31 protein-coding genes are annotated in these 26,683 nt (G+C 69.8%); 10 read left to right on the top strand and 21 right to left on the bottom strand.

The genetic code is table 11. The features are described 5' to 3' along the window. Window positions 1-157: 157 nt before the first annotated feature. From ACZ7KI_RS41815 to ACZ7KI_RS41780, 8 genes are all read right to left on the bottom strand, one after another. A complete protein-coding gene (locus tag ACZ7KI_RS41815; protein ID WP_470278540.1) occupies window positions 158-505 on the bottom strand; it encodes an SCO6045 C-terminal-like domain-containing protein in 348 nt (115 codons plus the stop codon). Further along, window positions 502-1,314: an MbnB/TglH/ChrH family RiPP precursor modification enzyme gene (locus ACZ7KI_RS41810; RefSeq protein ID WP_470278539.1), complete on the bottom strand. Its 813-nt coding sequence runs from the start codon at window positions 1,312-1,314 to the stop codon at window positions 502-504. The genes ACZ7KI_RS41815 and ACZ7KI_RS41810 overlap by 4 nt, the downstream gene beginning before the upstream one ends. After that, window positions 1,307-2,245, bottom strand: a complete 939-nt coding sequence (locus tag ACZ7KI_RS41805) for a TIGR04222 domain-containing membrane protein (RefSeq protein WP_470278538.1) — start codon at window positions 2,243-2,245, stop codon at window positions 1,307-1,309. The genes ACZ7KI_RS41810 and ACZ7KI_RS41805 overlap by 8 nt, the downstream gene beginning before the upstream one ends. A 132-nt stretch (window positions 2,246-2,377) precedes the next feature. Continuing rightward, complete coding sequence (locus ACZ7KI_RS41800) at window positions 2,378-3,247, bottom strand: TIGR04222 domain-containing membrane protein (protein ID WP_470278537.1); 870 nt, start codon at window positions 3,245-3,247, stop codon at window positions 2,378-2,380. Window positions 3,248-3,340: 93 nt separating this feature from the next. Next, window positions 3,341-3,763, bottom strand: a complete 423-nt coding sequence (gene msrB / locus ACZ7KI_RS41795; RefSeq protein WP_465465939.1) for a peptide-methionine (R)-S-oxide reductase MsrB — start codon at window positions 3,761-3,763, stop codon at window positions 3,341-3,343. Window positions 3,764-3,782: 19 nt separating this feature from the next. Beyond that, window positions 3,783-4,088 carry a hypothetical protein gene (locus ACZ7KI_RS41790; protein WP_465503520.1) on the bottom strand — a complete coding sequence of 102 codons (306 nt, stop codon included), beginning with the start codon at window positions 4,086-4,088 and terminating at the stop codon, window positions 3,783-3,785. 605 nt (window positions 4,089-4,693) lie between these two features. Beyond that, complete coding sequence (locus tag ACZ7KI_RS41785; RefSeq protein ID WP_470278542.1) at window positions 4,694-6,310, bottom strand: serine/threonine-protein kinase; 1,617 nt, start codon at window positions 6,308-6,310, stop codon at window positions 4,694-4,696. Between the two features lie 180 nt (window positions 6,311-6,490). Next, window positions 6,491-7,177 (bottom strand): TVP38/TMEM64 family protein, encoded by a 687-nt coding sequence (locus tag ACZ7KI_RS41780; protein WP_470278536.1) that lies wholly within the window; start codon window positions 7,175-7,177, stop codon window positions 6,491-6,493. 24 nt (window positions 7,178-7,201) lie between these two features. Here ACZ7KI_RS41780 and ACZ7KI_RS41775 point away from each other — a divergent pair, with 24 nt between their 5' ends. From ACZ7KI_RS41775 to ACZ7KI_RS41755, 5 genes are all read left to right on the top strand, one after another. Continuing rightward, complete coding sequence (locus ACZ7KI_RS41775; RefSeq protein WP_470278535.1) at window positions 7,202-7,759, top strand: GNAT family N-acetyltransferase; 558 nt, start codon at window positions 7,202-7,204, stop codon at window positions 7,757-7,759. A 19-nt stretch (window positions 7,760-7,778) separates the two neighbouring features. Further along, window positions 7,779-8,801, top strand: a complete 1,023-nt coding sequence (locus tag ACZ7KI_RS41770) for a DNA polymerase domain-containing protein (RefSeq protein WP_470278534.1) — start codon at window positions 7,779-7,781, stop codon at window positions 8,799-8,801. Window positions 8,802-9,047: 246 nt separating this feature from the next. Continuing rightward, window positions 9,048-9,440, top strand: a complete 393-nt coding sequence (locus ACZ7KI_RS41765) for a DUF6221 family protein (protein ID WP_470278533.1) — start codon at window positions 9,048-9,050, stop codon at window positions 9,438-9,440. A gap of 479 nt (window positions 9,441-9,919) precedes the next feature. Next, window positions 9,920-10,960, top strand: coding sequence for an LLM class flavin-dependent oxidoreductase (locus tag ACZ7KI_RS41760; RefSeq protein ID WP_470278532.1), 1,041 nt, complete (start codon window positions 9,920-9,922; stop codon window positions 10,958-10,960). 154 nt (window positions 10,961-11,114) lie between these two features. Next, complete coding sequence (locus ACZ7KI_RS41755) at window positions 11,115-11,351, top strand: hypothetical protein (protein WP_470278531.1); 237 nt, start codon at window positions 11,115-11,117, stop codon at window positions 11,349-11,351. A 74-nt stretch (window positions 11,352-11,425) separates the two neighbouring features. Here ACZ7KI_RS41755 and ACZ7KI_RS41750 read toward each other — a convergent pair whose 3' ends face one another. Next, window positions 11,426-13,018: a PucR family transcriptional regulator gene (locus ACZ7KI_RS41750; RefSeq protein ID WP_470278541.1), complete on the bottom strand. Its 1,593-nt coding sequence runs from the start codon at window positions 13,016-13,018 to the stop codon at window positions 11,426-11,428. Between the two features lie 128 nt (window positions 13,019-13,146). Here ACZ7KI_RS41750 and pruA point away from each other — a divergent pair, with 128 nt between their 5' ends. Beyond that, window positions 13,147-14,784 carry an L-glutamate gamma-semialdehyde dehydrogenase gene (gene pruA, locus ACZ7KI_RS41745; RefSeq protein ID WP_470278530.1) on the top strand — a complete coding sequence of 546 codons (1,638 nt, stop codon included), beginning with the start codon at window positions 13,147-13,149 and terminating at the stop codon, window positions 14,782-14,784. Between the two features lie 18 nt (window positions 14,785-14,802). Continuing rightward, entirely contained in the window at window positions 14,803-15,732 is a 930-nt protein-coding gene (locus ACZ7KI_RS41740) for a proline dehydrogenase family protein (RefSeq protein ID WP_470278529.1), read from the top strand. An 87-nt stretch (window positions 15,733-15,819) separates the two neighbouring features. Here the strand turns inward: ACZ7KI_RS41740 and ACZ7KI_RS41735 are convergent, their stop codons facing one another. Further along, window positions 15,820-16,176: a thioredoxin family protein gene (locus ACZ7KI_RS41735; protein ID WP_037303795.1), complete on the bottom strand. Its 357-nt coding sequence runs from the start codon at window positions 16,174-16,176 to the stop codon at window positions 15,820-15,822. A gap of 89 nt (window positions 16,177-16,265) precedes the next feature. Here ACZ7KI_RS41735 and ACZ7KI_RS41730 point away from each other — a divergent pair, with 89 nt between their 5' ends. Next, the gene (locus tag ACZ7KI_RS41730; RefSeq protein ID WP_470278528.1) at window positions 16,266-16,508 is read left to right on the top strand and encodes a DUF2630 family protein; all 243 of its coding nucleotides are present in this window, start codon (window positions 16,266-16,268) and stop codon (window positions 16,506-16,508) included. A gap of 379 nt (window positions 16,509-16,887) precedes the next feature. Here the strand turns inward: ACZ7KI_RS41730 and ACZ7KI_RS41725 are convergent, their stop codons facing one another. The 10 genes from ACZ7KI_RS41725 to ACZ7KI_RS41680 all read right to left on the bottom strand — a co-directional run bounded on the left by ACZ7KI_RS41725 (window position 16,888) and on the right by ACZ7KI_RS41680 (window position 23,644). Continuing rightward, on the bottom strand, window positions 16,888-18,450 hold the full coding sequence (locus ACZ7KI_RS41725; RefSeq protein WP_470278527.1) for an alpha/beta hydrolase: 1,563 nt from the start codon (window positions 18,448-18,450) through the stop codon (window positions 16,888-16,890). A 71-nt stretch (window positions 18,451-18,521) separates the two neighbouring features. Then, window positions 18,522-19,601, bottom strand: a complete 1,080-nt coding sequence (locus tag ACZ7KI_RS41720) for an ATP-dependent DNA ligase (protein WP_470278526.1) — start codon at window positions 19,599-19,601, stop codon at window positions 18,522-18,524. Between the two features lie 28 nt (window positions 19,602-19,629). Continuing rightward, on the bottom strand, window positions 19,630-20,217 hold the full coding sequence (locus ACZ7KI_RS41715) for an alkaline shock response membrane anchor protein AmaP (RefSeq protein ID WP_470278525.1): 588 nt from the start codon (window positions 20,215-20,217) through the stop codon (window positions 19,630-19,632). Continuing rightward, the gene (locus tag ACZ7KI_RS41710) at window positions 20,214-20,750 is read right to left on the bottom strand and encodes a DUF6286 domain-containing protein (RefSeq protein ID WP_470278524.1); all 537 of its coding nucleotides are present in this window, start codon (window positions 20,748-20,750) and stop codon (window positions 20,214-20,216) included. Before ACZ7KI_RS41710 ends, ACZ7KI_RS41715 begins: the two co-directional genes overlap by 4 nt. Window positions 20,751-20,764: 14 nt before the next feature. Next, entirely contained in the window at window positions 20,765-21,121 is a 357-nt protein-coding gene (locus tag ACZ7KI_RS41705; RefSeq protein WP_470278523.1) for an Asp23/Gls24 family envelope stress response protein, read from the bottom strand. Beyond that, window positions 21,118-21,297 carry a hypothetical protein gene (locus ACZ7KI_RS41700; protein ID WP_051137612.1) on the bottom strand — a complete coding sequence of 60 codons (180 nt, stop codon included), beginning with the start codon at window positions 21,295-21,297 and terminating at the stop codon, window positions 21,118-21,120. Before ACZ7KI_RS41700 ends, ACZ7KI_RS41705 begins: the two co-directional genes overlap by 4 nt. Further along, a complete protein-coding gene (locus ACZ7KI_RS41695) occupies window positions 21,294-21,755 on the bottom strand; it encodes an Asp23/Gls24 family envelope stress response protein (protein WP_470278522.1) in 462 nt (153 codons plus the stop codon). Before ACZ7KI_RS41695 ends, ACZ7KI_RS41700 begins: the two co-directional genes overlap by 4 nt. Before the next feature lie 154 nt (window positions 21,756-21,909). Further along, the gene (locus ACZ7KI_RS41690) at window positions 21,910-22,335 is read right to left on the bottom strand and encodes a hypothetical protein (protein WP_470278521.1); all 426 of its coding nucleotides are present in this window, start codon (window positions 22,333-22,335) and stop codon (window positions 21,910-21,912) included. Continuing rightward, entirely contained in the window at window positions 22,335-22,892 is a 558-nt protein-coding gene (locus tag ACZ7KI_RS41685; protein ID WP_470278520.1) for an RNA polymerase sigma factor, read from the bottom strand. Before ACZ7KI_RS41685 ends, ACZ7KI_RS41690 begins: the two co-directional genes overlap by 1 nt. Continuing rightward, window positions 22,889-23,644, bottom strand: a complete 756-nt coding sequence (locus tag ACZ7KI_RS41680) for a pyrimidine reductase family protein (RefSeq protein WP_470278519.1) — start codon at window positions 23,642-23,644, stop codon at window positions 22,889-22,891. The genes ACZ7KI_RS41685 and ACZ7KI_RS41680 overlap by 4 nt, the downstream gene beginning before the upstream one ends. A 98-nt stretch (window positions 23,645-23,742) precedes the next feature. Between ACZ7KI_RS41680 and zapE the strand changes: the two genes are divergently transcribed. Beyond that, complete coding sequence (gene zapE, locus ACZ7KI_RS41675; protein ID WP_470278518.1) at window positions 23,743-24,777, top strand: cell division protein ZapE; 1,035 nt, start codon at window positions 23,743-23,745, stop codon at window positions 24,775-24,777. On the opposite strand, the gene ACZ7KI_RS41670 is transcribed toward zapE, so the two are convergent. Beyond that, complete coding sequence (locus ACZ7KI_RS41670; RefSeq protein WP_470278517.1) at window positions 24,731-25,339, bottom strand: phosphatase PAP2 family protein; 609 nt, start codon at window positions 25,337-25,339, stop codon at window positions 24,731-24,733. The genes zapE and ACZ7KI_RS41670 overlap by 47 nt on opposite strands. Window positions 25,340-25,409: 70 nt before the next feature. Here ACZ7KI_RS41670 and ACZ7KI_RS41665 point away from each other — a divergent pair, with 70 nt between their 5' ends. Beyond that, on the top strand, window positions 25,410-26,285 hold the full coding sequence (locus ACZ7KI_RS41665; protein WP_470278516.1) for an FAD-dependent oxidoreductase: 876 nt from the start codon (window positions 25,410-25,412) through the stop codon (window positions 26,283-26,285). Window positions 26,286-26,683 lie beyond the last annotated feature (398 nt).

The following is a 26,683-nucleotide window of genomic DNA, read 5'->3' as shown; positions in this document are numbered from 1 at the left end:
CCCAAATCCTCCACACTCGGACCCCGCAGGCATCAGCGATGCCACATCCGGACCACCAAGAACAAGTGCCGACCAGCAACTCTGCGACTTTGCCGGGACCCTGCCTTGAGCGTAGGGAAGGAGGCCTTCACCACCCGGCCCCTTCCGCCGCACCCCGTCACGAACCGCGTCGTAGCCACCTCGTCAAGCGCCCCGGTGGCTTCGGCACCTCGCCGCGCTCCACGAGCCACGTGCCGAAAGCGTCCGCGTAGGCGCGTGCGCGGATGGCGTCGGTCTTCGGGTGGCTCGCCGCGTACTCGCGGAACAGCGCGCCGAACCGGTCGCCGAGGGCTTCCGCGAGGTCGGGCCGCAGGTAGGCGGCCAGCCTGCTTTGCTTGTCCCGCAAGACGTTCGCTTCGACGCGGAGCCTGCCCGCGTCGAAGCCGGCCGGTGCCTCGCCTCCGGTGAGGAGTGCCTTGAGCAGCTGAGCCTGTTGCCCGGCGAGCCGCTCCCGGGGCGAAGTCACGGCGAGACCGCTTCCCGCAGCGCGGCCAGTTCGGCCGCCAGTTCGCTGTCGGGCGGGTAGTCGTCGTCGCGTTCCAGGAGCACGCCCGGCGGCTCGGTGCGTCGCCGCAGTTCGCGCAGCAGGTCCAGTACCTCCGGGAGCACCGGATGGGCGTGCGTGTCGTGGTAGACGCCGTCGCGTTCGACGCCGCCCGCCATATGCGTGTACGCCAGCCGCTCCCACGGGATCTCGTCGAGGAATCGTTCGGGATCGGTGCCGAGGTTGCGGGCGTTGGCGTACAGGTTGGCGACGTCGATGATCAGCAGGCAGCCGGTCCGCTCCGTCAGCTCCCGCAGGAACTCCGACTCGGTGAACTCCGCCTCCGGCCACTCCAGTACCGCCGCGATGTTCTCCAGCGCGAACGGGACGTCCACGATGGACTGCGTCAGTTTGACGTTGTCCACCAAGACGTCGAGCGCCTCCCGGGTACGGGGGAGCGGCATCAGATGTCCGGAGTCGAGGCCGCCCGCGCGGACGAAGCAGACGTGATCGCTGGCCATCGGCGCGCCGAGCTCGCGGGTGATCTCCGCGAGCTGCTCGACGCGGGCGGTGTCCAGCGGCTCGGCCCCGCCCAGCGACAGCGAGACGGCGTGCGGGAGAACGGGGATTCCCTTGTCCCGCAACGCGACCAGGGTTTCGGGGAGATGTCCGGCGTGCAGGTTCTCGGCGACGACCTCGACCCAGTCGACCCCGGGCAGCCGCGCGATCGACAGGTCCAGCTCGTGCCGCCAGCCTATCCCGATCCCGAGGTGCCCCGGCCGGTCAGCCACCGCAGCCCCCGCCTCCGCAGGAACTTCCGCCGCTGCTGCACGAGCTGCCACTGCTGCACGAGCTTCCGCTGCTACCGCACGAGGAACCGCCACCGGACGAACCGCCGCCGAAACCACCCGAGACCGGCGGCGGGATCAGGGCCGCGCTCAGTTCCTCGTCGGGAAAGAAGGAGAGACCGCCGAACGCGACCGCCGCGGCGGCACCGCCGAGCACGGCACCGCCCAGCACCGCGCCTCCGTGGGCAGCACCGCGTTTGCGCTCCTGCCCGTGGATGGACCTCGCCCGGTGGAGGACCCGGTCGCCCTCGGCGGTCGGGCGCGGGCCCGACCGCTTGTTCTTGACGGAGCGGGCGACCAGCGTCGCGAATCCGGCCGCGATCAGCAGCGGGACGAGGAAACCGACGGGGTGGTCGCTGGAGATCCCGGCGATCAGGCGGGCCACACCGAGGACGAGCACAGCGAGGTACAGGAAGAACACGACCTGGCGGATCCGAGGCGTCTGGTCCGCGACCACGAGCCCCCGCTCCTGGAGATCCTTGGCGAGAGCCTGCATCGGCCCCGACATCCGAAGGCGGTCACGCATGCCGCGGGTCGTGGCGTTGTAGCCGGGCTTCGCGCCCTTGGCGACGGCCTTCTCGATCGGGTCCGCGGGCTCGGGGCCGGTCAGCTGCAGCTGCTTCGAGCTGCTGACCCGCAGCGTCCCGCGGTCGACCAGCGCCGCGATGGCCGTGTCGACCACGCGGTCCGGGCCACCGGCCAGAAAGGCGAGCTCGTACACCGTCGGCTGCGGTCCGGGCGCGGCGGCGCGCGGCGCCTTGCGGCCCACCTTGACCGCGATCGTCCACAGGAGACCGATGAGCAGCGGAGACACCAGCAGGACGGCGTAGATCGTCAGGAACGTGGGTCCGGGGATGCCCCAGGTGTCTTCCATCGCACGGGCCTTTCGTGAGCAGGTGCGCTTACCGTAGTCGGATGCTTTTCCGTCCGGTCGTGGTTCCGTGATTCGAACAGCCGGAGCGGTTTTCGTGTGACGGCAGTTGAACCGTCACGAGCCGACGACGGCTCAGCCACCACAGCCACCGCCTCCGCCACCACCGCAGGAAGAGCCTCCGCCGCCGCACGAGGAACCGACGGCGTACGACGCGCCTCCGCCGCAGGAGCTCGCCGTGCCGGCGAACAACCTGGCCCGCGTACCGCCGGTCTTGATCAGCGTGACCGCGACGACCCGGTCAGGGAAGGCCTGCCACCCGTGGAGGGCGACCTGACCGGCTGCGGTGCGGGCCAGGGCGCGGTCCCAATCGCCGTAGTGGAAGGCCAGGCTGCCCGCGAGGGTCGCCCGGCTCGAGCGGTCCGGCCATTGCCGCCACACGGCCAGGCCGATCGCGCCGGCCACGCCGATGACCAGGATGACGAGGGCGGTGACCGGCCGCTTCAGCGGTACGGCGTTCGCCAGCCTCGTGATGCCCAGCGCGAAAATGGCCACGTACGCGGCGATCGCGTACTGCCAGCCCCTCCGGCGGAGGTTCTCGCGGACCAGCAGGCCGCGCCGCTCCAGATCGGCGCGCAGCTCCTCGACGACCTCGTGCCGTGCCATCTTGGAGCGCAGCTCGCGCAGGCCGGTCCCGTGGCCTTGCACGAGCGAGACGATCGCGCGCTGGAACGGATCGGCCGGGACCGGCTTGACCGGATGCAGGACGCCCCGGCTGTCGGGCCGCAGGAAGTGCTGTTCGAGCAGACCGGCGACGGCGGTGTCGGTGACCCGTTCGACACCGTCCGCCAGCACGGCCAGGTGGTAGAGGCCGGGTACCGTCCTGGTGCCGGTGTCCCGGCGCAGCCAACGTTCGTGCGCCAAAGCGAGCGAGATCGGCAAGACGGCCAAGCAGCCGTACAGCCAAGCGAAAGCCGGTCCGGAGATTCCCCAAGGGTCATTCATACGACAGCAAGTCGCCCCACCCAAAAGCCCTCCCCGACGCTGTTCCTGTTCATCGGGAACGCGTCAGGGAGGGCGGTGGTTCGCTTCGGTTGGTTACGACTCGGGAACGAGCTTCAGCGAGATCGAGTTGATGCAGTACCGCTGATCCGTCGGCGTGGCGTATCCCTCGCCTTCGAAGACGTGCCCGAGGTGGCTGTGGCACGACTTGCACAGCACCTCGATACGGCGCATCCCCATCGCGGTGTCCTCGCGGAGGAGGACGGCGTCGGAATCGGCCGGGTCGTAGAACGACGGCCAGCCGCAATGGCTCTCGAACTTCGTGTCGCTGCGGAACAGTTCGGCACCACAGGCGCGGCACTGGTAGACACCGGTGGTCTTCTCGTCGGTGTACTCCCCGGTGAAGGGGCGCTCGGTGCCCGCCTGGCGGAGCACCGCGTACTCTTCGGGGCTGAGCTGTTCCCGCCATTCCTGCTCGGACTTGACCACGCGAGGCGTGGCTCCGACAACGGGTTTCATGCCTTTCACCAGTTCCACGTTACCCCGCGAGCCAGGCGATGGCCCGGCCGATGATGTCCCATGCGGTGACCATCACGCCGAGCACGATGAGGATCACGACGAGCGCCGAAATCCACCAGCGCAGACCGCCGAGGCGGTTGCTGGAGTCGGCGAAATCGGAGACACCGTCGAGGCAGGCCTCCACGGTGAAGTTCGGGCCGCAGCGTTCGATGCGGTCCAGATGCTCGGCGAAGGCACGAGCCTCGGGGTCGTACGGGTCGAGACCTACCAGGTCCTCGCGGAAACGAGGATTCGGGCCAGGTCCGAAAGGTCCGCTATCGGCCATAGGAGCAACAGTAAGCCACGAGCGGCGTTTGTCCTACCACCAGCGAGGCGGGTCTCGGCCCGGCCACGGTGTGTCGTAGCGGTACGAGCCGGCCATCTCGGAATGCCGTCACGAGCCTCAGCAGCACCACTCGACCTTCACATCTTCCCCAGTACATGAAGGTCCCCTTCCTTGCGCCAGGCGCCAATGCCAGGAACTTAAGGTCGGTGGCGTGGTGCTGTTTTAGCGTGTTTTCCCTGGTCAGGTGGTCCGGCTCCAGCGGGTACCGGACGTTCGGGCGGCGCTGGTTCGCCGACGAGGGTTGGTGGGTCCGTGAAGGCCTCCTTGAGGGACCCAGAGTCCCTCAAGGAGGCCTTCACAGACTTGGAAATACGGGCAAATGCTACTCAAACGGACAATTTACCACGGTAAGCGTCCTTTATGGACGATCAGGAAAACCTCAGGCACCGTCGCTTAACTTCCTGGCATTGGCGCCTAGCGCAAGGAAGGGGGCCATCATGTACTTCACGCGAACAAGGCCGCAGGCCACGAGCAGGTACCGAAGAGAGGGTTCGCTCTAGCCCGAATCGCCGTTCACGATCCTTGAGCGGAACCCGGGAAACGTCTCACTGGTTACCCTGCGCGCTGCGGGTGTCACCGGAGAGCAACAGTTGGCCGCCGCTGTCGATGACGCGGACGGTCTTCGCCTCGGTGCCGCCGGATTTGTACGTGAGGTTGATCGTGATGTCGACCGACCCGTCGGCGTTGTTGCCCTTCAAGGCGTTGGCGCCCTTGTAGCTGCTCAGCGCGTTCGTCGCCCAGTACGCCTGGTACGCCGCCTGGTCGCCGTAGACGGCTTGCGCGTCGGGAGCGAGCATCGCCCAGCCTTCGGGCGAGCCCGCGCTGCTGTAGAAGTCCACGACGCGTTGTCCGGCCTGCTGGTATCCGATTTTGCCGCCGCTCGAAGCCGCCGACGAGGTGGGTGCGGTGCTCTTCGGGCCCTGGGACGGCTTCGCCGAGGCAGAAGTCTGCGGGTGCGCTCCGGCGTTGTCGCCGCCCGGGTTGTTGCCGGTGGTGGGGCCGCTGCTCGAATTGAGCACCAGGAAGACGATGACCGCGATCACCACGACCGCGGCACCGGCGCCCGCGAACAGGGCGGCCTTGCGCTTGCCGTCGGCGGGTTTCGCCGGGGACGGCCGCATCGGGGCGGCCGCGGACGGCGGCGGGGACGCCGCGGCGACCGGGCGCGGCGGCGTGTTGGGCGGTGCCGCCGGTGAACGCATCGGGATGAACGCGGCGGTCGGCGTGTGCTGTTTGACAGGCTGCGGCGGGGCCGGCGTCGTGGCGGGCTTGGCCGAGGGATCGACCCGCTGCCATGGCGGACGGTCCCCGCCGGGAATGCCGCGTCCCGGGGTCTCGGGCGCGGCGGGCTGTCTACCGCCACCGGCTCCGAAGAGCCGCGGCGACGAGGCCGTTCCCGCGGCGGATTCGCTCGCCGCCAGCGCGGCGAGCCGCTCCCTGGCCTCGGCCATGGTCGGCCGCTCGGTGGGTTCGGTGCGCAGGAGGCTCATCAGCAGCGCGGTCGCGCCGCCCGCCTGCTGCGGCGGGTTGATCTGGCCGTTCGCGGCCGCGTACAGCAGCGCGAGCTGGTTGGTGCTGTTCCCGTACGGCGTCTGGCCCTCGATCGCCTGATACAGGGTCGCGCCGAGCGCGAAGACGTCGGAGCTGGGCACCGGGTCGGAGCCGCGCGCCAGTTCGGGCGCGAGGTAGGCCGGGGTGCCGCCGATCAGGCCGGTCTGGGTGAGCGTCATGTCACCGGCGGCGCGCGAGATGCCGAAGTCGGTGATCTTCGCGGTGCCGGACTCGTCGATCAGGATGTTGCCCGGTTTGACGTCGCGGTGCACGATCCCGGCGCGATGCGCGGCGACCAGCGCCGACGCGACCTGCTCGCCGATCTTCGCGACGCGGCCCAGCGGCAGCGTGCCCTCCTCGGAGATGATCGCCGAGAGGCTCGGGCCGTTCAGGTACTCCATCACCAGGCAGGGGTCGCCGCCGTGCTCGGCGATGTCGAACACCACGATGGCGTTCGGATGCTGGAAGCGGGCCGCGTTCTTCGCCTCGCGCATGGCGCGCTGGCGCATGTTGTCGCGTTCGGCTTCGGAGACACCCGGCTGCGGGAGGATCTGCTTGACCGCTACCGAGCGCTCGAGGCGGACGTCGATGGCGCGCCAGACCACGCCCATGGCACCGCTACCAATTTGCTCGACCAGGCGGTAGTGCCCAGCGATCAGCTGACCGGTGTCGATGGCGACTGCTCCTGACACATTCTTTGACGAACACATCCCGGGTGATGGTGGCGCTGCGCGGCCTGACAGGTCCCGCGCACCCGATCGAGTGTAGCGGGCGGCGGTTTCGGCTCCCCGTCAGCTCGCCGGTGCGGAGGCGCGGGATTCTTCCCGCCCGTCCGGTTCGGGTACCGGGCGGGCCTTCCGCCGGAAGACCTTCACCAGCCCGACGGCCCCCGCCACGGCGAACACGGCGTAACAGATCAGCAGGGCGGGCGGCGTTTCCCCGGTGAGGGCGTCGCCGAGGACGACGACCGCGATCGTGCCGGGCAGGCTGCCGAGCGCGGTCCCGAGCAGATACGGAACGAAACGGACCGATGACACTCCGCACAGGTAACTGAACGGAGCGAACGGCACCATCGGGATCAATCTCAAGGAAGTGATCGCCAGAACCCCGCCGTCGGAAAGCCGGTCGTTGACCGCGCGGACCTTCGCCCTGTGCAGGTGCCGGGTGACCAGATCGCGGCCGAGCGCCCTGGACAGGGCGAACGAGAGCGCGGAGGCGACAGCGGTCGCCAGGATGCCGACGACGATGCCCGTCGTGGCGCCGAGCAGCAGCCCGCCCGCCAGGTTGAACACGGTGCGGGGGATCGGCGCCACCGTCAGTACCGAATAGACCAGGAAGAACACCAGTGGAGTGGCGGGGCCGGTCTCGGCGGCCCAGGCGCGCAGCCCGGCCGGGCTCGGGATCGGCAGCAGGACCGCGGCCACCACGAAAAGGGCGAGCACGGTGAGCGCGAGGATTAATTTGGTACGGCCGGACACTGCGTCAACCGTACGGTATCCGCTGTGATCGACACCGAGGCGTTGCGGACGCAGCCCGAGCTCACCGGCGAGAACGTCGTACTGGCGCAGCTCGACGATTCCTACTTCGAAGCCGCCTGGAAGGCGGTGCGAGACCCCGAGGTCATCCGGCTCACCGGCACGCACACGAAGTTCACCGAGGAACAGATCCACCGGTTCCTGGCGTCACGGCCCGGGCTCGAAGACCGGGCGGATTACGCGATCCTCCGCAAGGAAGACCGCGCCTACCTCGGCGACGTGGTGCTGTCCGACATCGACGAACACAACCGCTCCGGGGCCTTCCGGATCGCGCTGACCGGCCCGGACGTCTTCGGGAAGGGTTACGGCACCGAGGCGACGAAGCTCTTGCTCGGCTACGCGTTCGACGCCGTCGGCCTGCACCGGGTCTCGCTGGAGGTCTTCGCTCACAACCCGCGGGCCCAGCGCGTGTACGAGAAATGCGGGTTCGTCCGCGAGGGGCTCCAGCGGCAAGCGCTGTGGTGGGACGGCGAATGGCATGACGTCATCACGATGGCCGTTCTGGGGTCTGATCCCCGGCCCTGATCGGCGATACGGTGGGCGCATGCCCAAGAACGGTGAGCCGATCCTGATCGCGGTAGGGGCACGCGAAGTCCGGGTGTCCAGCCCGGACAAGGTGTACTTTCCGGCCCGCGGGATCACGAAGCGCCAGGTCGTGGAGCACTACGTCGCGGTCGGCGAGCCGCTGTTGCGCGCGATCGGTGAGCGGCCGACGACGCTGAAGCGTTACGTCGACGGCGTCGAGGGCGAGTGGTTCTACGCCAAGCGCGTGCCGAAGGGCGCCCCGGACTGGGTGGAGACCGCGAAGATCACCTTCCCGTCGGGCCGGACCGCCGAGGAGGTCTGCCCGACCGAGCCCGCGGTGTTCGCCTGGGCGGCGAACCTGGGCACCTTCGACTTCCACCCGTGGCCGGTGCGGCGGCCCGACGTCGATCATCCCGACGAACTCCGCATCGACGTCGACCCGCCGGACGAGGCCGGATTCTCCGACGCGGTCGAGGTCGCCGGTGTGGTGCGCGAGGTATTGGACTCGGCCGGGCTGGTCGGCTACCCGAAGACCTCCGGCGGCCGCGGCGTGCACGTCCTGGTGCGGATCCGGCCGGAATGGGACTTCATCGACGTCCGCCACGCGGTGATCGCGCTGGGCCGCGAGGTCGAGCGCCGTATCCCGGACAAGGCGACCATCGCCTGGTGGAAGGAAGAACGCGGCGGCCGGGTCTTCATCGACTACAACCAGGCCGCCCGCGACCGCACGGTGGCTTCGGCCTGGTCGGTCCGGGGCACCCCGCGCGCGACGGTGTCGACGCCGCTGACCTGGGATTTGCTCACCGAGGTCGACCCGGACGACTTCGACGTCCTCACCGCCGGCGCCTTCTACGCCGAGCGCGGCGACCTGCACGCGCCGATGGACGATCAGGCGTTCGGCATCGAGACGCTGCTGGAGTGGTACGCACGGGACGAGCGCGACCACGGTCTCGGCGAGATGCCGTACCCGCCGGACTACCCGAAAATGCCGGGCGAACCGAAGCGGGTCCAGCCGAGCAAGGCGCGCGACGACACCCCCTAGCCGTCGGTTTCGACGTTTCGTGACGGCGCGTGCTGTTTCGGTGACCAATTCGTACTCGGCGCCCGTCTCTTCTTCGGTTTCCTCGCGGAGTGATTGCGAACTCGTGTCGATCTCGAAACCTCTTCCCGGTGGGAGAGTGATCGATACGAGACTGTGTGACGCGTGGGACTCGGCCGTAACGGCAGGCTTCCTGCCAGCGACCTTTCCCTCCGAACACCTAAGCTGGGGGGAGACGAAGGAGTATCCGTGGACGACCTGATCGCCTTTCTCGCCGCGCGTGTCGGACAACGCCAGGCGTTGATCATGCAGGCGGTCAAGAAAACCGAGATCAGCGAATCGCTCAATCGTGGTGAGACCAAGGTCGTCATCGAAAAGAAGATCCGGTCGCTGAACGACATCGAACTCGACGTGGTCAATCAGATGATCAACGAGATCGAGGCGACCCGGCGGCTCCTGCAGGCGCACCGCACCACGGTCTCGGAGAAGGTGCCCGGCTTCCCCCTGTACGGCAACGAGTACTGGTGCGAGACGTGCAACGTGCCCGCGGACGAGGCCGGGACGAACTGGTGCCTGACCCTGCGGCTGCTGGCCCTGCCCCACGCCGACCACCCGGACTACAGCGAGCGCTGGCGCCCCTAGGTCCTGAGCTGGGGTTCTTGCTGGTGGGGCGTCGGTACGGGTCCGGAAGAGCAGCACAAGCCTCAGCAGCACCACCAGTCGCAACGGCGGCGCGTGAAGGCCCCCATCCCTGCGCTAGGCGCCAGGTCCCGGCAAAGTCGCATAATCGCTGGTCAGGTGGGTTGAAAGTGGTGATTCCGGAACTCGTCGATCTTCGTGCGGGTGACCGCGGCAGGTAGGCGCGCACCGACCCCCACGTGAAGTGCTCACATCGGGTATTGCGTCCGGCGATGGTGTCCCTTATGGACACTCGGGGTGCGGCAGACCAGCCCGGAATCAGGCAGTCACGCACGACCTTCGGATCGCCAAGAGCGCTACGGACCAGCAGTTGTACTACTTTGCCGGGGCTCTGCGCTAGGCGCGAGGAAGGGGACCATCACGTACTTCACACGCCACCCTGACCGAAGCCGCACCGTCACACGAGGGCTGACGACTCGGGAATGTCGCCCCGGCCCCGGCGCGTTGAACCGAGGGTGATCACGCTTTCGGTACTGGACCGGTCCCCGACCCGTCGCGGTGGCGACGCGCCCCGCGCCCTCCGGGACACCGTCGCCTTCGCGCGGGAGATCGAAGCCCTGGGGTATCACCGGTTCTGGGTGTCCGAACATCACAGCGTGCCCGGTGTCGCCGGTTCGGCGCCCACGGTGCTGGCGGCCGCGGTCGCCTCCGCGACCGAGCGGATCCGGGTCGGCACCGGCGGCGTGATGCTGCCGAACCACCGCCCGCTGGTGGTCGCGGAACAGTTCGGCGTGCTCGAATCGCTGTTCCCCGGCCGCATCGACATGGGGCTGGGCCGGTCGGTCGGGTTCACCGGCGGGGTCCGCCAGGCGCTCGGGCACGAGAAGGACGACGCCGACCGCTTCGGTGACCAGGTCCGGGAACTGCTGGGCTTTCTCACAGGTGACCAGACAGCGTTCCCTGGCGTGCACGCCATCCCGGCGGAGGGCCTGCGCGTGCCCGCGTTCCTGCTGGCCACCGGTGCGGGCGCGAAGCTGGCCGCGGAACTGGGGTTGCCGCTGGTGATCGCGCCGGTCCGGGGCGAAGGACCGCTGCTTGAGGCGATCGAGGGTTATCGGTCCGGTTTCCGTTCCTCCGCGCAGGTCTCGCGGCCGTATGTCGTGGTGTCCACGGCGATCGCCGTCGCCGAAACGACAGAGCGGGCACGGCGGTTGCTGATCCCCGAAGCGTGGTCGACGGTCTACTCGCGGACGCACGGCGTCTTCCCGCCGCTGTCCCCGGTGGAGGAGATCCTCGCGGCGCCGCTGTCCGACCGCGACCAGGAGCGGCTCGACCGCGCCCTCGACGGCCAGATCGCCGGTACCCCGGACGAGGTGGGCGACCGGCTGGCCGGCCTCGTCGCCAAGACCGGCGCCGACGAGATCCTGGTGACCACCAGTACTTTCGACCAGGCGGAGCGGCTGGATTCCTATCGTGGGCTGGCCGAGGTCGCCGGACTGCGAAGCCTCACCGCGGTCTTGTGACCTTTGCTAAGGTCACGGCCATGACTGCCGGGTCGGCCTTGTGCCGTGAGCGGACGGGTTCCCCGGCCGCCGCTTGATCTCCCAGCGGGCTCGCAGCCCGCCTCCGCGTAGGTGTCCCCTCAGGTGGACCATGCGCGGAGAGGAGGTGAATCGCATGTCTCACAAGGAAAACTGGCGTGAGTTCGTCGTCGCGAACGCGGACGGCGGCGTCATGGACGGCGTCGTCACGCGAGTGCTGCCGTTCTGCGCGTTCGTCGAGGTGGCCCAGGGGATGGAAGGGCTGCTGCCGACCGTCGGCGGAACCGGCCCGCTCGCCGCCGGTGCGGCCGTCGCGGTGCGGCTCGACAAGCTGGACGTCCAGAACCGGCGGTTCAGCCTGATCTTGGCCTGACGACCCTCGCGTTTCGTCCTCTGGATGCGGTAGTTCAGGTCGCGAACTACCGCATTTAGAGGACGAAACGCGTTCTAGAGGCGCAGCAGGAGCTGGGCCAGGATGCGCTGCGCGGGGTCGGCCAGGTCGATCCCGGACACCTCGGCCGCGCGCCGCACCCGGTAGCGGACGGTGTTCGGATGGATGTTCAGCTCACGCGCCGCGCGCCGGACGTCGCCGAACGCGTCGAGGTAGGCGAGCACCGCCGGGACCAGGATGCCGCCGTGCTCGGCGTCGTGCGCGACCAGTTCCGTCAGCCTCGGATCGCGGATCCTCGGTTGCTCGCCGAGGAAGGCGAGCACCTCCGACAGCAGGACCTCGGCGCGGACGTCGGCCAGTGAGGCGACGTCCGCGGTCCCGTGGCCGCGGGCCATCGTCGCCAGCACGCGGTCCGCGTCGCCCCGCGAGGCCGCCGCGTCGGAGAGCCGGGGCACGACGCCGCCCAGCGCGGCGCGCACCCGGACGTCGAGATGCCGTTGCGCGGTGCCGACGATTTCCTTGGCCAGCGCCAGGATCCGCGTCTCGGCGTGCTCGGGGAGATCGGGGAGGAGCGCGTAGACGCGGCCGCCGATCACGCTCACCAGCGCGCTCCGCCGGTACGCGGCGGTGTGCACGGTGATCAGGTGCACCAGTTCGGCGCGCCTCAGTTGCCGGTCGCTCGCCGCCCGGTCGCGGGGCAGCGAGAAGGCCAGCACCATGGCCGGTTTCCCGGGATCCGCCCCGATGTCGTCGGCCACGGACTCGGCGTCGAGACGGCCGTCGAGCAGCCCGGCCAGCAGGTCTTCGCGGAGCCGGAGTTCCGGGCTGGGCAGCATGCGATGCCGGATCAGCTGGGGCGCGAGCGCGCGGCTCGCGCCGAGCAGCGCGACCTCCGCGCTCTCGGTGAGTGGATGCGCGCCCTCCTGGACCCAGATCGTGCCCAGCGCTTGCGACCCGGCGTGGATGCCGGCCGCGATCCGCCGCCGGATGCCGAGATCGGGCCGCTCCTCGATCCGGACAATGCCTTCCCCAGCGCGAAGCCGCTGGTAGACACCCCATTCGCGCAGCATCGCGAGGTAGCGCTCCGGACCCTCGCGGCCGAGGATCGAGAGCCTGCGCAGCTCGTCCACCTCGTCGCCCGCCCGCGAGTACGCCAGTACCCGGCTCGCGGTGTCCTCGATGCTGACCAGGCCCCCGGTCAGCGTCGCGATCGTCTGCGCGAGCGCGAACAGATCGCCCAGCACCTCGCCGCTGTCGGCCTCGCCTCCCGCGCGGGCCGCGTCGACGACGCCCCTGGCCAGCGCCTCGACTTGCTCCCAGCGTGCCTCGTGGCCGACCTCGATCAGCGCGATCCCGGCGTCGGCCGCGACGTTCACCACCGCCGAGCCGTTCTTGAGCGCCACGGCGGCCGCGCCCGAGCGTCCCGCCGCCCGGATCGCCCCCGCCGCCGACCGTCCCCGCGCTCCGATCACCAGCACGAGGTCACCCGGATGGGCGTCCGGCGGGTCTTCCGGATCGTGGATGACGACGTCCTCCACCGCGACGCCGAGGCCACCCGGGGCGGCGAGCACCCTGACCAGCGGTTCTCCCAGCGTGGCCAGGACGTGCCGCAGCGAGGCGACGGTGGTCGGTGGGGTAGTCGCTGTCATCACCGGTTAAGCCGATCGGACAAGATGGTCACCCTGATTCTAGCCAGTTGAACAAGCCGTTCGGGAGTCGTCCGGTCTACCGTTCGAGAAGAGACCTCTAACCGGCGAAGTGAAGTCAGGAGCAGTCAGTGGACGCCGTGACCCAGACCCCCGCCCCGAAGAACGAGCCGGTGCTGAACTACGCACCGGGCAGCGCCGAGCGCGCTGAACTCGAGGGCGCGCTCAAGTTGCTGGGCGGCGCCGACCCCATCGACATCACCGCGACGATCGGCGGTGAGCAGCGCAAGGGCGGCGGCGAGAAGATCGAGGTCGTCCAGCCGCACAACCACAAGTCGGTGCTGGGCGTCATCCACAGCGCGACCGCGCAGGACACCCACGACGCGATCGCCGCCGCCAAGGCCGCCGCCCCCGGCTGGCGTGCGCTGTCGTTCGACGACCGCGCCGCGATCATCCTGCGTGCCGCCGATCTGCTGGCGGGCCCGTGGCGCGCCAAGCTGAACGCCGCCACCATGCTCGGCCAGTCGAAGACCGCCTTCCAGGCCGAGATCGACTCCGCCTGCGAGCTGATCGACTTCTGGCGCTTCAACGTCGCCTTCGGCCGCCAGATCCTCGCCGAGCAGCCCACCAGCTCGCCCGGGATCTGGAACCGGATGGAGCACCGCCCGCTCGAGGGTTTCGTGTACGCCATCACGCCGTTCAACTTCACCGCGATCTCCGGCAACCTGCCGACCGCGCCCGCGCTGATGGGCAACGTCGTGCTGTGGAAGCCGTCGCCGACGCAGAGCTACGCCGCGCACATGCTCATGCGGCTGCTCGAAGAAGCGGGGATGCCGCCGGGCGTCATCAACCTCCTCCCGGGTGACGGCAAGGCCGTCTCCGAGGTCGCCCTGACCCACCGCGACCTGGCCGGGATCCACTTCACCGGGTCCACCGCGACGTTCCAGCACCTGTGGGGCACCGTCGGCGCCAACATCGGCGGCTACCGGACGTACCCGCGCCTGGTCGGCGAGACCGGCGGCAAGGACTTCGTGCTCGCGCACGCCTCGGCCGACGTCGACATCCTGCGTACCGCGCTGATCCGCGGCGCCTTCGAGTACCAGGGCCAGAAGTGCTCGGCCGCGTCCCGCGCCTACGTCCCGCGTTCGGTCTGGACGCGCCTGAAGGACGACCTGGTCTCCGAGACCGAGGCCATCACCTACGGCGACGTCACCGACCTGAGCAACTTCGGCGGCGCCGTGATCGACCGTCGCGCCTTCGACAAGCACGCCGCCGTGCTGAAGAGCGCCGCGGAAGACGCCGAGGTCGACGTCATCGCCGGTGGCACCGCGGACGACAGTGTCGGCTACTTCGTGCGCCCGACGATCCTCGTCTCGGACAACCCGAAGCACGAGATCTTCCGCACCGAGTACTTCGGCCCGATCCTCGCGATCCACGTCTACGACGACGACACCGCCGAGGGCTTCGACAACGTGCTGAAGCTGGTCGACGAGACCGCCGACTACGCGCTCACCGGCGCGGTCATCGCCAACGACCGCACGGCCGTGGCGAAGGCGTCCGAGGCGCTGCGCTTCGCCGCCGGCAACTTCTACGTCAACGACAAGCCGACCGGCGCGGTCGTCGGCCAGCAGCCCTTCGGCGGCGGTCGCGCGTCCGGCACCAACGACAAGGCCGGTTCGGTGTTCAACCTGCTCCGCTGGACGAGCCCGCGCTCGATCAAGGAGACGTTCGTTCCGCCGACCGGCGTCCGTTACCCCCACCAGGGCTGAGATCTCCAGGAGTCCGTGATGTTGCGTGCCCCGCTGCTCGCCGCCGCCCGATCCCGGCGGATGCGGAAGCTGGTCGAGGTCGTCCCCGCCACCCGATCGGTGGTGGGCCGGTTCGTCGCCGGTTCCGGGACGTCCGACGCCGCCCGGGTGGTTCGCGAACTGGCCGATGACGGCCTTCGGGTGACCCTCGACCACCTCGGCGAGGACACCACCGATGCCGAACAGGCCGCGACGACCGTCCGCGCCTACGAAGAGCTGCTGTCCGCGCTGGCGGCCGACGGCCTCGCGTTCGGCGCCGACGTCTCGGTGAAGCTGTCCGCGGTCGGCCAGTTCCTGCCCGCCGACGGCGAGAAGGTCGCGCTGGAGAACGCCCGCAAGATCTGCGCGGCGGCCGAAGCGGTCGGTGCCACGGTCACCCTCGACATGGAGGACCACACCACCACCGACTCGACGCTGGGCATCCTGCGGGAACTGCGCACCGAGTACCCGTGGGTGGGCGCGGTGCTGCAGGCCTACCTGCGGCGGACCGAACAGGACTGCCGCGACCTCGCCGGTGAAGGCTCGCGCGTCCGGTTGTGCAAGGGCGCGTACGCCGAGCCCGAGGAGGTCGCGTTCCAGGACAAGTCCGAAGTGGACAAGTCCTACGTGCGCTGCCTCAAGATTCTCATGCGGGGCAAGGGTTATCCGATGGTCGCCTCGCACGATCCGCGGATGATCGCGATCGCCGGGAAGCTCGCCATGGGCGCGGGCCGCACGGCGGACGACCACGAGTTCCAGATGCTGTACGGGATCCGTCCCGACGAGCAGCGCCGGATCGCGGGCGACGGCAAGACAATGCGCGTCTACGTCCCTTACGGCGACGAATGGTACGGCTATTTCATGCGCAGGCTGGCGGAACGCCCGGCGAACCTGGCGTTCTTCCTGCGCGGACTCGTCACCCGGGGCTGACCCGGCCCCCGGTGGCACCGTTCCGCTGAAAGACAAAGGGGCCCTTCCCGGCGAAACCCGCCGGGAAGGGCCCCTTCTTCATGCCCGTCAGGCTTCTTGGGCCTCTTCCTTGAGCTTGTCCATGTCGATGTCGCGTGCCTGCTGGATCAGGTCTTCGAGCGTCTTCTCCGGGAGCGCGCCGGGCTGTGAGTAGATGACCGTCTTGTCGCGGATCACCGCGAGGGTGGGGATCGAGCGCACGTCGAAGGCGGCGGCCAGCTGCTGCTCGGCTTCGGTGTCGACGCTGGCGAAAACGATGTCGTCGTGGTTGCCCGACACCTTCTCGTAGGTCGGCGCGAACTGGCGGCACGGCATGCACCAGCCCGCCCAGAAGTCGATGATCACGAAGTCGTTCTCGGACACGACCTGATCGAAGTTGGCGGCGGTCAGCTCCACTGTGCTCATGCCGGGCGTAACGAAACAGGCGTGGCGCACATTCCCGTGAATGCGCGTAGCGTCTCGGATGGAGCAACCAGGTTTCGCAGGAGGCGCGAATGGCCGACGGTGACATCCTCAGCCGCATCGACGAGCTGGTCAGCGAGGAGCACGAACTCCGTGCGCAAGCGATCGGGACCGGGCTGAGCTCGGACGGCCGTGCCCGGCTGGCGGCCGTCGAGGAGCAGCTGGACCAGTGCTGGGACCTGCTGCGGCAGCGGCGGGCGCGTGTCGAGTTCGACGAGGACCCGGACCAGGCCGCGGCGCGGCCGATCTCCGAAGTGGAGTCCTACCGGCAGTAGTACCGCTTAGGTCTCGTGAGTGGTAATGACGGTTCTAACCGTCATTACCACTCACGAGACTTGACCGGCCCGGTACCTGTGGTCCTTGCTCGCTCAGTACGCGCGTGAAGGCCCCCTTCCCTCGGCTCAGCCGAGGGAAGGGGGCCTTCACGCGCAGCTGTTGTGACTGCTGGTGCTTGTGAGCCGTATGTGGCGATCTTCAGTCCGTGAAGGACTCCTTGAGGGACCCAGAGTCCCTCAAGGAGTCCTTCACGGACCGGGCCGCGGCGCGGCCGATCAGTGAGGTGGAGTCCTACCGACAGTAGTGCCGCTTGGGTCTCGTGAGTGGTAATGACGGTTCTAACCGTCATTACCACTCACGAGGCGCGTGGGGAGTGGGTCAGGCCGGGCAGAGCGTTCCGTCGACCGGGATCTTCCCGTCGATCAGGAACGCACGCGTCGCGTCGGTGACGCAGGGCGACAGCGGCAGCGCCCCGTGTCCGGCGCCCTGCCAGGTGATGGTCACCGCGCTCGGCATCTGGTCGGCGGCCCGGCCGGTGCCCTGTTCCGGGGTGACCGGGTCGGTCGCGGTACCCGCGACGAGGATCGGCGGAGCGCCGGGCGCGCCGGCGGGCGGGAGTGGTTCGCGGCGGACGGGCCACGGGCTGCACCACGCCAGCTGCTGCGCGGCGAAGACGCCGAACTGCGGGTATTTGTCGCGCAGGGTCGTGGTCACGCGAGTGAGTTCTTCGGCCGAGAGCCGCGTTGCGCTGTCGTTGCATTTGGTCGCGAGCGAGCCGTCCAGCCGGGACGGCCGGGCCCGCGTGTCCTTCAGTACCGGTTCGGCGAACGCGGCCAGCGGCGTGATGTCGCCGGTCTGCGCGGTCTTGAGCGCTTCGGCGAGTTCCACCCAGCGTGAGCGTTGCGTGAGGCCGGTGTAGATCGCGAACAGCGCGATCCCGGGCGTGATCTCCACGCCGTCGGTGGTCGTCGCGGGAGCGCCGCGGAGCCGGTCCGCGACGGCGGTCACGGCCGAGCGGGCGTCGCCGATCGGGCAGCCCCTGGCGATGCAGTCGGCGCCGAAAGCGTCGAGGGTGGCCTGCGCGCTCGCGGCGACGGACTCCTGGACGGCGGCCGCGTCGGCGCCGGGGTCGGGCAACCCGTCGAGCATGACGCGACCGACCTGCGCCGGGAACCGCACGGCGTACTCGGCGAGGACCTTCGACCCGTCTCCGCGCCCCAGCGCGTGCAGTTTGTCCAGACCCAGCTGTTCTCGTAGTTCTTCGAGGTCGCCGGCCGCCCGCCAGCTGTCCATCGCGACCTGCGAGTCGTCCAGTTCGATCGCGCACTGCTGGCCCGCCTTGCGTGCCGCGTCGACCACGGGTTCGAGGTCACCGGCGGCCGGGTCGGCGCCGAGGAGGTCGGTGCGGATCTCCCCGGGGATGCACTGCACCGGCATGGACGCGCCCGTCCCGCGCCGGTCGACGCCGATCAGGGAGAACTTCTGCAGGTACTCGGGCGGCAGTGTCGCCGCCAACCGCGCGGCGTAGAGCGAACCCGGCTCTCCGTCGACGTCGTTGACCACGACCAGCGGGATGGGCCCGCCCCCGGTCTTGACCACCGACAGCCGCGAAACCCCGCGTCCCGGCAGGTCCGGCGCGTCGAGCGTGGTGGGCACCTTGGCGCAGGAGAACTTCAACGTGTCCGGCACGGACGGCTGGCCCAGCCGCTGCCGGGTCGCGTCATCGCAGTCCTCCCATTTGATCGACGGCGACCGCGGTTCGGACAGCGGCGGCAGCGGCACCTGCTGCGGCGCCGTCGAGGAGCCGGGAGTGGTCTTGCCGTCGTTGTCGATCACCGCCGGGCGTACCGACGGCCCGGCCGTGCAGCCCGCGAGCACGGCCGCGACGGCCGTCATGAGGATCAGCCGTGGCCTGCGGCGGACGGTGCTGGCGGGGCGCACGGGCTGGTCCTCACTTTCCGGGCATGACAAAAGCTCGTGGTGAGCTTCGCAGGTGGGGTGTCAGGCGCCGGTTAACGGGTGCGTTTGACCTCGCCGCGGAACACCGCGTCCAGGTCGTACCTGGCGACCTCGTCGAGCTGGGCGTAGGTGCAGGACTCCGGCTCTCGGTCGGGACGCCAGCGTTTGAACTGCGCGGTGTGGCGGAACCGCGACGGATAGCCGCCTTCCGTGTGCTCGTAGCCGACCTCGACCACCTTTTCCAGCTTCAGCGGCACCCACGGGGCTTCCTTGGCCTTCCACCGGGTGATCCCGCCGGGGATCCGCTGCTTCTCCCGGACGTTGTCACCCAGCCAGGGGTGATCGGTCCCGTCGGTGATCAGCGGCGCCAGTTCCTCGGCCAGTTCACGCCGCCGGGTGACCGGGAACGACCCGACGACGCCGGGGTGGTGCAGCACGCCGTCCTCGTCGTAGAGCCCGAGCAGGAACGAGCCGACCAGCTCGCCCGGTTCGCCGTCGACGTGCCAGCGCAGTCCCGCCAGCACGCAGTCCGCGGTGCGCGAGTGCTTGTACTTCAGCAGCACGCGTTTTCCGGGGCTGTACGGCTCGTCGAGCGGTTTGCCGATGACGCCGTCGAGGCCCGCGCCCTCGAACAGCTCGAACCAGTGCCGCGCGATCGCCGGATCCGACGTGGCGGGCGTCAGGTGGATGCCGTCCGAGGCCAGTTTCTCCAGTCGTTCCCGCCGCTTCGACGTCGGTTCGTCCAGATAGGACTCGTCGCCGAGCGCCAGCAGGTCGAACGCGACGAACTCCGCCGGGGTCTGCTCCGCCAGCAGCTTGATCCGGCTTTCGGCGGGGTGGACCCGGTCGGTGAGCGCGTCGAAGTCCAGTTTTCCGTCCCGGCCGACCACCAGCTCGCCGTCGAGCACGATCCGTTCCGGCAGCGTCGCCTTCAGCCGCTCGACGACCTCGGGGAAGTACCGGTTGAGCGGCTTCTCCGACCGTGACTGCAAAGTCAGCTCGTCGCCGTCACGGAACACCAGGCAGCGGTAGCCGTCCCACTTCGGCTCGAACAGCAGGCCGCCGGAATCGGGGATGGCCTTCGCCGGTTTGGCGAGCATCGGTTTGATCGGTGGCGTCAAGGGCAGCGGCATGACGGCCATTCTTGCCGCATCGGTGTGGTCAGCGCACCCGTTGCGGTGCTCCCGTGTCGAGTTCGAGCCGGACGGCGGTGGGCAGGACCTCGACCCCGAGCGATTCCCGCGCACGGGCCAGCACGGTGCGGTCGAGCTCCTCCCAGACCCGTTTCAGGTTGGTGCCCTCGTTCAGCCAGAGCGTGATCCGCAGTGCCGGGTTCTCGCTGTCGCCGACCGCGCGGACCCGGGCCCGCGCGACGCCGTCGACCGTCTCGGCGTCGGCGCGGACGGCATCGGAGATGGCGGAGGAGGTCACCACGAGGTCGTCTTCGAGTTCGAGGTCCGGACGGCCTTCCGGGCGCAGTGACCGGAAGAACCACCACAACCCCAGCCACAGCAGGAGAACCCCGAGCACCAGCGCGCCGACGCGGGAGGGAAGGGCGTTCCGCGCGAGCCAGTCGAGCGCGATGGGGTCGGCGAGCGGCCGGCGGCCGCGGTAGGTGCCGAGCCAGCCGGCGCCGAGCACGAGCACCGCGGCGCCGCCGAGCAGTGCGAGGAGTCCGATGAGGACGGTCAGGGTCCGTTCCGTGCCGGTGGACCGGCCGAGTGCCTTGGCGGAGACCGAACGGCTCATCGGCGGTCCTTCGGGGAGTCGACGACGACGGACACCTTCGGCCGCCGCACCAGCGGGATTTCGTCGAGCAGGCCGGAAACCGTTCCCAGCAGCCGCGGCCGCAGCTCGCCTTCGGTCTCCAGCCTGCTGGTCGCGCGGACGCGGATCTTCTTGGCGGTGGCGGTGACCTTGGCGCCGGCGACGTTGTCCTGCGCGCGCACGGTCACCCCCACCAGCCTCGCCAGTGAACGCGGCGAGGTGGTCACGCTGACCTCGTTCGCCGGATCGGTCAGCCGGATGGCACGCCGCCCGGCCGAAGCCGCCGCGATGATCAGCAGGAGCCCGACCACCGCGACGACGATCGCGGTGAGCCGCACCGGTGAACTGTCCCAGGACAGTTCCGCGAGCCGGTCACGCCAGTCGTCCCAGGGGATGAACAGCGGTCCCCGCCCCGGCCGCCACCAGCCCCAGCCGACCTCCAACGTCAGCAGGACCCCGGCGGCGGCCAGCGCCAGCCCGATCAGGGCGGACAGCAGCCGGACGAACAAACGCATGCCTTTGGCTCCTTCTAGCGGACGCGGGGCGCGATGTCGGGCAGGAGCGCGGAGACCGTCACGGAGATGTCGCGGACCCGGTACGAGGTGATCCGCTCGACCTCCTCGGAGACCCTGGCGCGCAGATCGCCGACGATCCGCCGCACCGGCGCCGGATAGTTCAGCGCCACGTCGAGGACGAGGTCGACGTCGTTGCCCTCACCGCCGACCTTCGCGCTCGCGCCGTGCGTTCCCAGCCCGAGTCCGGCGATCCGCCGTTCCGCCGACGTGGTCCCGTCGACCTGGTCCGCGGCGTGCTGCGCGATCTTGCGGACCACGGCGGGCGCGATGGTGAGGGTGCCGCGATCCTCGGGTTCGGGTGGGACGGTCATTTGTCGCGGCCCCGGCCGAACAGATCGCCGAGGTCGAGTTCGCCGTCGAGGACGCGGCCGAGGACGAGGCCGATGACGCCGACGGCCAGTGTCACCAGGAACGCGGTGAAGCCCTGTGTCGCGGCGAGGCCGAGGATGAGCCCGGCGAGCAGGCCGGTCTGGGTGCCGTTCATCATTCGACCCGCGAGGTCTCGGTCTCGCCGCCGTTCTCGTCGGGCAGGTGGATGTCGTTGACCGCGATGTTGACCTCGATCACCTCGAGGCCGGTGATCTGCTCGACCTGGCCGATCACGTTGCGGCGCACCGCCCGTGCCACGTCGACGATGCGCGCGCCGTACTCGACGACGACGTCGAGGTCGATCGCCGCCTGCTTCTCGCCGACCTCGACCGAGACACCGGAGGTGGTGACCGTGCCGGAGCCGGGGATGCGCTCGCGGATCGCGCCGAAGGCCCGCGAGACCCCGCCGCCCAGCGCGTGGATCCCGGTCACCTCACGGGTGGCGAGCCCGGCCACCTTCTGGACCACCACCGACGAGATCGTGGTCTTGCCGGCGGCTCCTTCCTCGTTGAGGGTCGACCCTGTCCCGACACCCGCCAAGGCGGTCTCGGGCCTGCTCGCGCTCGGCTGCGCCATGAAGTTCGCTCCTTCTCGCACCTGCGCCGCGCGACCTGCGCGCGCGGCGTTCCCTACGCTCTCACCGACCAGGACACGCGCGCATGGCGAGTCGTCCCGCGATGTCCCCCGGATGGGGTAATCAGAACCGGGGTTCGTCCATCCGAACCGGCTCTCAGTCGGGATGGACGTCGACGACGTGGATGTTGATCGCGGGCGGAGCCGAGCCGAGCTGGCCGGTCAAGGCCTCGGTGACCCGGTGGCGCAACAGGTCCGCGGCCGCCGCTTCGACGCCGAACCGGACCGTCACCAGTACCTGGAGCACTTCGTCTTCGAGCGCGACGGCCGAGACGTGCACCCCGCCGAGGTCTCGCCCGATCTCCGCGGCGAGTCTCCTGGTCAGCAGGACGAGCGCCCGCTCCGACACCTGGGTCTTCCCGCCGGCGGACGGCAGATCGAGCGGCGGCGTGGTCCGCCCGCCGCGGACGCCGCCGACCGAGCGGAGCACCCGTTCGACGAGTCCCGGCGGCGTCGGCACCGGACGGCTCGCGGCGGCGCGCACCTGCTCCCACCGGGGGTCGTCGCGCGGATCCTCGCTCATCACCGTTCCCCGGGTCGGAAGTTGTCGCCGAGTTTCGCCAGCAGCGCCACCCTGGCGCGGTGCAGGCGGGCGCGCAAAGCGGGCACGCTGACTTCCAGAACCTCGGCCACCTCGTCGTAGGTCATCCCCTCGAATTCTCGCAGAATCAGCGGGATCCGCTGGCCGACGTCGAGTTCGGCGATCGCGCGCAGCACCACGCCGACCTGTTCGGCGCTCACCACATGACCCTCCGGGCCGGGCACGACACCCGCGTCGCCTTCGTCGAGCGGCACGGTCGGTTTCCGGCGCCGGACCTGGCCGAGCGCGCCGTTGGTGGTCACCCGGTACAGCCAGGTGGACACCGCGGATTCGTGCCGGAAGCCGGGCAGCGCGCGCCACGCGGAAAGCCAGGCCTCCTGGACGACGTCTTCCGCTTCCGAAGAGCTGCCGGTGATCCGCAGCGCCACCCGGTACATCCTGGCCGTGTGCCGCCGCACCAAGGTGTCGAAGGCACCGTGGTCCCCGGCGGCGGCCCTGGCCGCCAGTTCCTTGTCCGGAACCGGCGCGGACTCGCTCACCCGCCCTCCCGGCGGCGGTAACGCAGCATGGTGAAACCGTCCTCGAACAGCACTGACGCGAGGTCCATCCGGCGTGGTTCCGGGGTGGGCCCGCCATCGGAGATCCGGCGCGCGCCCGCGCCCGCCAGCAGCGGAGCGACCGTGAGACACAACTGGTCGACGAGATCGGCGGCGATCAGGTCACCGAACAGCGTCGGCCCGCCCTCGCAGTCGACGCGGTACAGCCCGCGTTTCCCGAGGAGTTCGAGCGCGTACCGCAGATCGACGTCGTCGGCCCCGGCCACGAGCACGTCGGCGCCCGCGCGTTCCAGCGCGGCGCGGCGGGCCCCGGGCGCCCGCTCGGTGGTGATGACGATCGGCGGCACCTTCGTGTCGGTGAACAGCGGGCCCTCGGGGTCGAGATCACCCGACCGGGTCACCACCGCGATCGGCGGGACCTCCGAGAGGCCGCGCGAAAGCCGGCGGGCGGCCCGTTCGGCGTTGATCCGCGCGCCGCGGTAGCCCTCCGCGCGCACCGTGCCCGCGCCGACCAGGATCACGTCGGAAAGCAGCCTTCCCAGCAGGAAGACGCGCTTGTCAGCAGGGTGCGAAAGCCCCTCGGACAGCTCGTCGACCGCGGCCGCGCCGTCGGCTGAGCTGACGAAGTTGACCTGGACCCAGGGACGGGTCAGGTCCTCGGGATACCCGTAGAGCCGCTCCAGGTCGGCGTCGGAGACGGGTTCCGCCGGTGTCGTTGGCCACAAAAGCTGCACACGGCTATCCCAACACGCGCCCGACGGCACCGCTGAGCGGGGGATACGCCCGTTCAGGGAGGGTGAACGGCCACCGCCGGTGCCGTTACTCTCGGCGAATGCCAGCCCGCCTGATCGATCGCCGTCCGGAGCTGTCCGCCGACGAGCTGATCACCGCGCTCGTCCCGCCGCCGCGGTTCGACGCGGTCCGGTTCTCCACCTACGTGCCCAATCCGGACGAGCCGAGCCAGGCCGCGGCCGTCGTCGACTGTGGCGCGTTCGCGAAGCGCGTGGCGGAGGCGTCGAACCGGAAGCCGAAGTCGAAGCTGCGCGCGTTGTTCGGCGGCGGGGACGAGGCGCCGTCCGGACCGATGGGCCTCTATCTCGATGGCGGCTTCGGCGTCGGCAAGACGCACCTGCTGGCCTCGACGTGGCACGAGACCCCGTCGCCCAAGGCGTACGGGACCTTCGTGGAGTTGACCCACCTCGTCGGCGCCCTGGGGTTCGCCGAGGCGGTGCGGCGGCTGTCCGAACACCGGTTCCTGGCGATCGACGAGTTCGAACTCGACGACCCCGGCGACACCATGCTCGTCACCCGGCTGCTGCAGGAACTGATCTCGGCGGGGGTCTTCGTGGCGGCGACCTCCAACACGCTGCCGGACAAACTCGGTGAGGGCCGGTTCGCCGCGGCGGACTTCCTGCGCGAGATCCAGTCGCTGTCCGCCCGGTTCGGCGTCTGCCGGGTCGACGGGCCGGACTACCGCCACCGCGGGCTCCCGGACGCGCCGCCGCCCGCGACCCCCGAGGAACTGGAGTCGTCCGCCGCCGCCCATCCAGAGTCCACTGTGGACGATTTCGACGCGCTGTGCGAGCACCTGGCGGGGTTGCACCCTTCGCGGTACGGCAGGCTTCTCGACGGCGTGACCCGCGTGCACCTGTGTGACATCCACCCGGTTCCCGACCAGAACGTCGGACTGCGTCTCGTCGCCTTCGCCGACCGGCTCTACGACCGCGCGATCCCGCTGGTGGTCTCCGGCGAACCGGTGCCGGACCTGTTCACCGAGGAGATGGTGAACGGCGGCTACCGCAAGAAGTACCTGCGCGCCGTCAGCCGTCTGACGGCACTGGCGCGTGACGCCGTGCAGCCCAGGTGAGCAGCACCCAGGTCGCGCAGACGGTCGCGATGGCGAACAGTGCGCCGCCCACGACGTCGGTCAGGTAGTGGTAGCCGAGGCCGATCATGCCGATCGTGACCCCGCCGAGCACCACCGCGCCCACCGTCGAGATGACGGCCGTCGCGACTCCGGGCCGGGCGAGCAGGACGAGCGCGGTCAGCACCGCGACCAGCGCGACGGTATGCCCGCTGGGATAGGCGAGATAGGTGTTCTTCCAGCGGTCGAAAAGCGGTTTGAGCACCCAGGTGTTGGCGGCGATGGCGACGAGCGGGCCCACGACGGTCAGCGCCGCTTCGGGCTTCCGCCGTCCGAACAGGCACAGGACGGCGGCGAGGAGCGCGACCGGGATCAGGACGTAGGCCTCGGTCGGCAGCACGAGTAGCCGCAGAAGGCCGGTGTCGGCGCCGAAGGTGCGTTCCACCCACTTGACGGCGAACTCGTCGGGGCCGGAAAGACCTTCGCCGGAGACCAGGAAGCCGAGTACGGCCATGATCGCGGCACAGGTCACCGCGACGAGCCCGTACGGCGCTCTTCCGCTCATCCGGCGAGATTACGTGACGGGTCATCAGTCACCATGCAGGGACGGCTCGCGAGGATGAAGGGGGCTTTCGATGCGGATCAGTGTGGTCGGCGGCGGCGTGATCGGGCTGAGCTGCGCGCACCGGCTGGCCGGGGCCGGGCACGACGTCACGGTGATCGCCGGCGCCGGACCGGGGGAGACGACGTCGGCGGTCGCCGGTGGCGTGCTCTTCCCGCCGCTGGCGGCGAACTCCCGCAGGGTCGATCGCTGGACCGCGGCGAGTGTGAAGAAATACCGCTCGCTCGGCGCGCCCGGCATCCGCTTGATGCGGGGGACGTACTTCATCCCGCGCGAGGCGCCGGTGCCGTCGTGGGCGTTCAGCATGCCGGACCTCGATCACGAACCCGGACGGCTCACCTTCACGACCGCGGTGGTCGACACCCCGGTGTACCTCGCCTGGCTCGCGGAACAGGTCGCCGCGCTGGGCGCGCGCACCGAGTACCGCACCGTCTCGCGGCTCGACGACCTCGACGCGGATCTCGTGGTGAACGCGGCCGGGCTCGGCGGCGGGCGGCTGGCGGGGGACAGCACCGTGGTGCCGGTCGGCGGCCACGTCGTCCATCTAGCCGATCCGGGGCTGACCGAATGGATCGTCGACGGGTCCTCGCCGGTGCTGCGGCACGTGATCCCGCACGGACGGCACGTCGTCTGCGGCGGAACGCAGGAACCCGGACGTGCCGACGTCACGCCGGACCCCGGGGTCACCGCGGACATCGTGCGGCGGTGCCGGGAACTCGTGCCCGAGCTGGTGGACGCGCCGGTTCTGGGCGCGAAGGTGGGTTTGCGGCCGTTCCGGCCCGCGGTCCGGCTGGACCGCGAGGGCGACGTCATCCATTGCTACGGACACGGGGGTGCCGGGATCACGCTGGCGTGGGGCTGCGCCGAAGACGTCTTGGACCTGGTGTGACCCCGCATTTAGAGGACTAAATGCGGGATCCCCAGCCCACCCGTCACCGGCAGCCTCAAGCGGGAAGTCCGTGAAGGCCTCCTTCCCTACCTTGAGAGTCTGGGTTCCGGCAAAGGCGCATGACTGATGGTCGACTCCACCTCTTTGGCGGGACAAGGCGAACGTGTCGTGGCGGGCCCGACGGGAGCGGGTTCACGCAAGGGGCCTCACCCGGCTCTTGACTGTCCATAACGGACACTTTTCGCGGCGAACGTGCCCGCTTTGGGCGAGTTGCACGGTTTCGCGAGGGGGTCGTGAGTGATTTGGGTCGTTCTATTGAGAGGTAACCCAAACGTGGCGTGCCCCGGCGTGGGTCCGGACCGGCTGACGGGAGCGGGGACGGCGACTGGTCTGTCCAC

Source organism: Amycolatopsis sp. NPDC039088 (genome assembly GCF_055598845.1).
The sequence above is the reverse complement of the archived record's forward strand: the minus strand, read 5'-3'. Positions and strand labels throughout refer to the sequence as shown.

Excerpts from the sequence above, each read along its gene's own strand:
- ACZ7KI_RS41805 (WP_470278538.1), bottom strand. The coding sequence starts at position 2,245 with ATGGAAGACACCTGGGGCATCCCCGGACCCACGTTCCTGACGATCTAC.
- ACZ7KI_RS41800 (WP_470278537.1), bottom strand. The coding sequence starts at position 3,247 with ATGAATGACCCTTGGGGAATCTCCGGACCGGCTTTCGCTTGGCTGTAC.
- msrB (WP_465465939.1), bottom strand. The coding sequence starts at position 3,763 with ATGAAACCCGTTGTCGGAGCCACGCCTCGCGTGGTCAAGTCCGAGCAG.
- ACZ7KI_RS41790 (WP_465503520.1), bottom strand. The coding sequence starts at position 4,088 with ATGGCCGATAGCGGACCTTTCGGACCTGGCCCGAATCCTCGTTTCCGC.
- ACZ7KI_RS41785 (WP_470278542.1), bottom strand. The coding sequence starts at position 6,310 with ATGGGCGTGGTCTGGCGCGCCATCGACGTCCGCCTCGAGCGCTCGGTA.
- ACZ7KI_RS41770 (WP_470278534.1), top strand. The coding sequence starts at position 7,779 with ATGCCCAAGAACGGTGAGCCGATCCTGATCGCGGTAGGGGCACGCGAA.
- ACZ7KI_RS41760 (WP_470278532.1), top strand. The coding sequence starts at position 9,920 with ATGTCGCCCCGGCCCCGGCGCGTTGAACCGAGGGTGATCACGCTTTCG.
- ACZ7KI_RS41755 (WP_470278531.1), top strand. The coding sequence starts at position 11,115 with ATGTCTCACAAGGAAAACTGGCGTGAGTTCGTCGTCGCGAACGCGGAC.
- ACZ7KI_RS41750 (WP_470278541.1), bottom strand. The coding sequence starts at position 13,018 with ATGACAGCGACTACCCCACCGACCACCGTCGCCTCGCTGCGGCACGTC.
- ACZ7KI_RS41740 (WP_470278529.1), top strand. The coding sequence starts at position 14,803 with ATGTTGCGTGCCCCGCTGCTCGCCGCCGCCCGATCCCGGCGGATGCGG.
- ACZ7KI_RS41735 (WP_037303795.1), bottom strand. The coding sequence starts at position 16,176 with ATGAGCACAGTGGAGCTGACCGCCGCCAACTTCGATCAGGTCGTGTCC.
- ACZ7KI_RS41730 (WP_470278528.1), top strand. The coding sequence starts at position 16,266 with ATGGCCGACGGTGACATCCTCAGCCGCATCGACGAGCTGGTCAGCGAG.
- ACZ7KI_RS41720 (WP_470278526.1), bottom strand. The coding sequence starts at position 19,601 with ATGCCGCTGCCCTTGACGCCACCGATCAAACCGATGCTCGCCAAACCG.
- ACZ7KI_RS41715 (WP_470278525.1), bottom strand. The coding sequence starts at position 20,217 with ATGAGCCGTTCGGTCTCCGCCAAGGCACTCGGCCGGTCCACCGGCACG.
- ACZ7KI_RS41710 (WP_470278524.1), bottom strand. The coding sequence starts at position 20,750 with ATGCGTTTGTTCGTCCGGCTGCTGTCCGCCCTGATCGGGCTGGCGCTG.
- ACZ7KI_RS41705 (WP_470278523.1), bottom strand. The coding sequence starts at position 21,121 with ATGACCGTCCCACCCGAACCCGAGGATCGCGGCACCCTCACCATCGCG.
- ACZ7KI_RS41700 (WP_051137612.1), bottom strand. The coding sequence starts at position 21,297 with ATGATGAACGGCACCCAGACCGGCCTGCTCGCCGGGCTCATCCTCGGC.
- ACZ7KI_RS41695 (WP_470278522.1), bottom strand. The coding sequence starts at position 21,755 with ATGGCGCAGCCGAGCGCGAGCAGGCCCGAGACCGCCTTGGCGGGTGTC.
- ACZ7KI_RS41690 (WP_470278521.1), bottom strand. The coding sequence starts at position 22,335 with ATGAGCGAGGATCCGCGCGACGACCCCCGGTGGGAGCAGGTGCGCGCC.
- zapE (WP_470278518.1), top strand. The coding sequence starts at position 23,743 with ATGCCAGCCCGCCTGATCGATCGCCGTCCGGAGCTGTCCGCCGACGAG.
- ACZ7KI_RS41670 (WP_470278517.1), bottom strand. The coding sequence starts at position 25,339 with ATGAGCGGAAGAGCGCCGTACGGGCTCGTCGCGGTGACCTGTGCCGCG.
- ACZ7KI_RS41665 (WP_470278516.1), top strand. The coding sequence starts at position 25,410 with ATGCGGATCAGTGTGGTCGGCGGCGGCGTGATCGGGCTGAGCTGCGCG.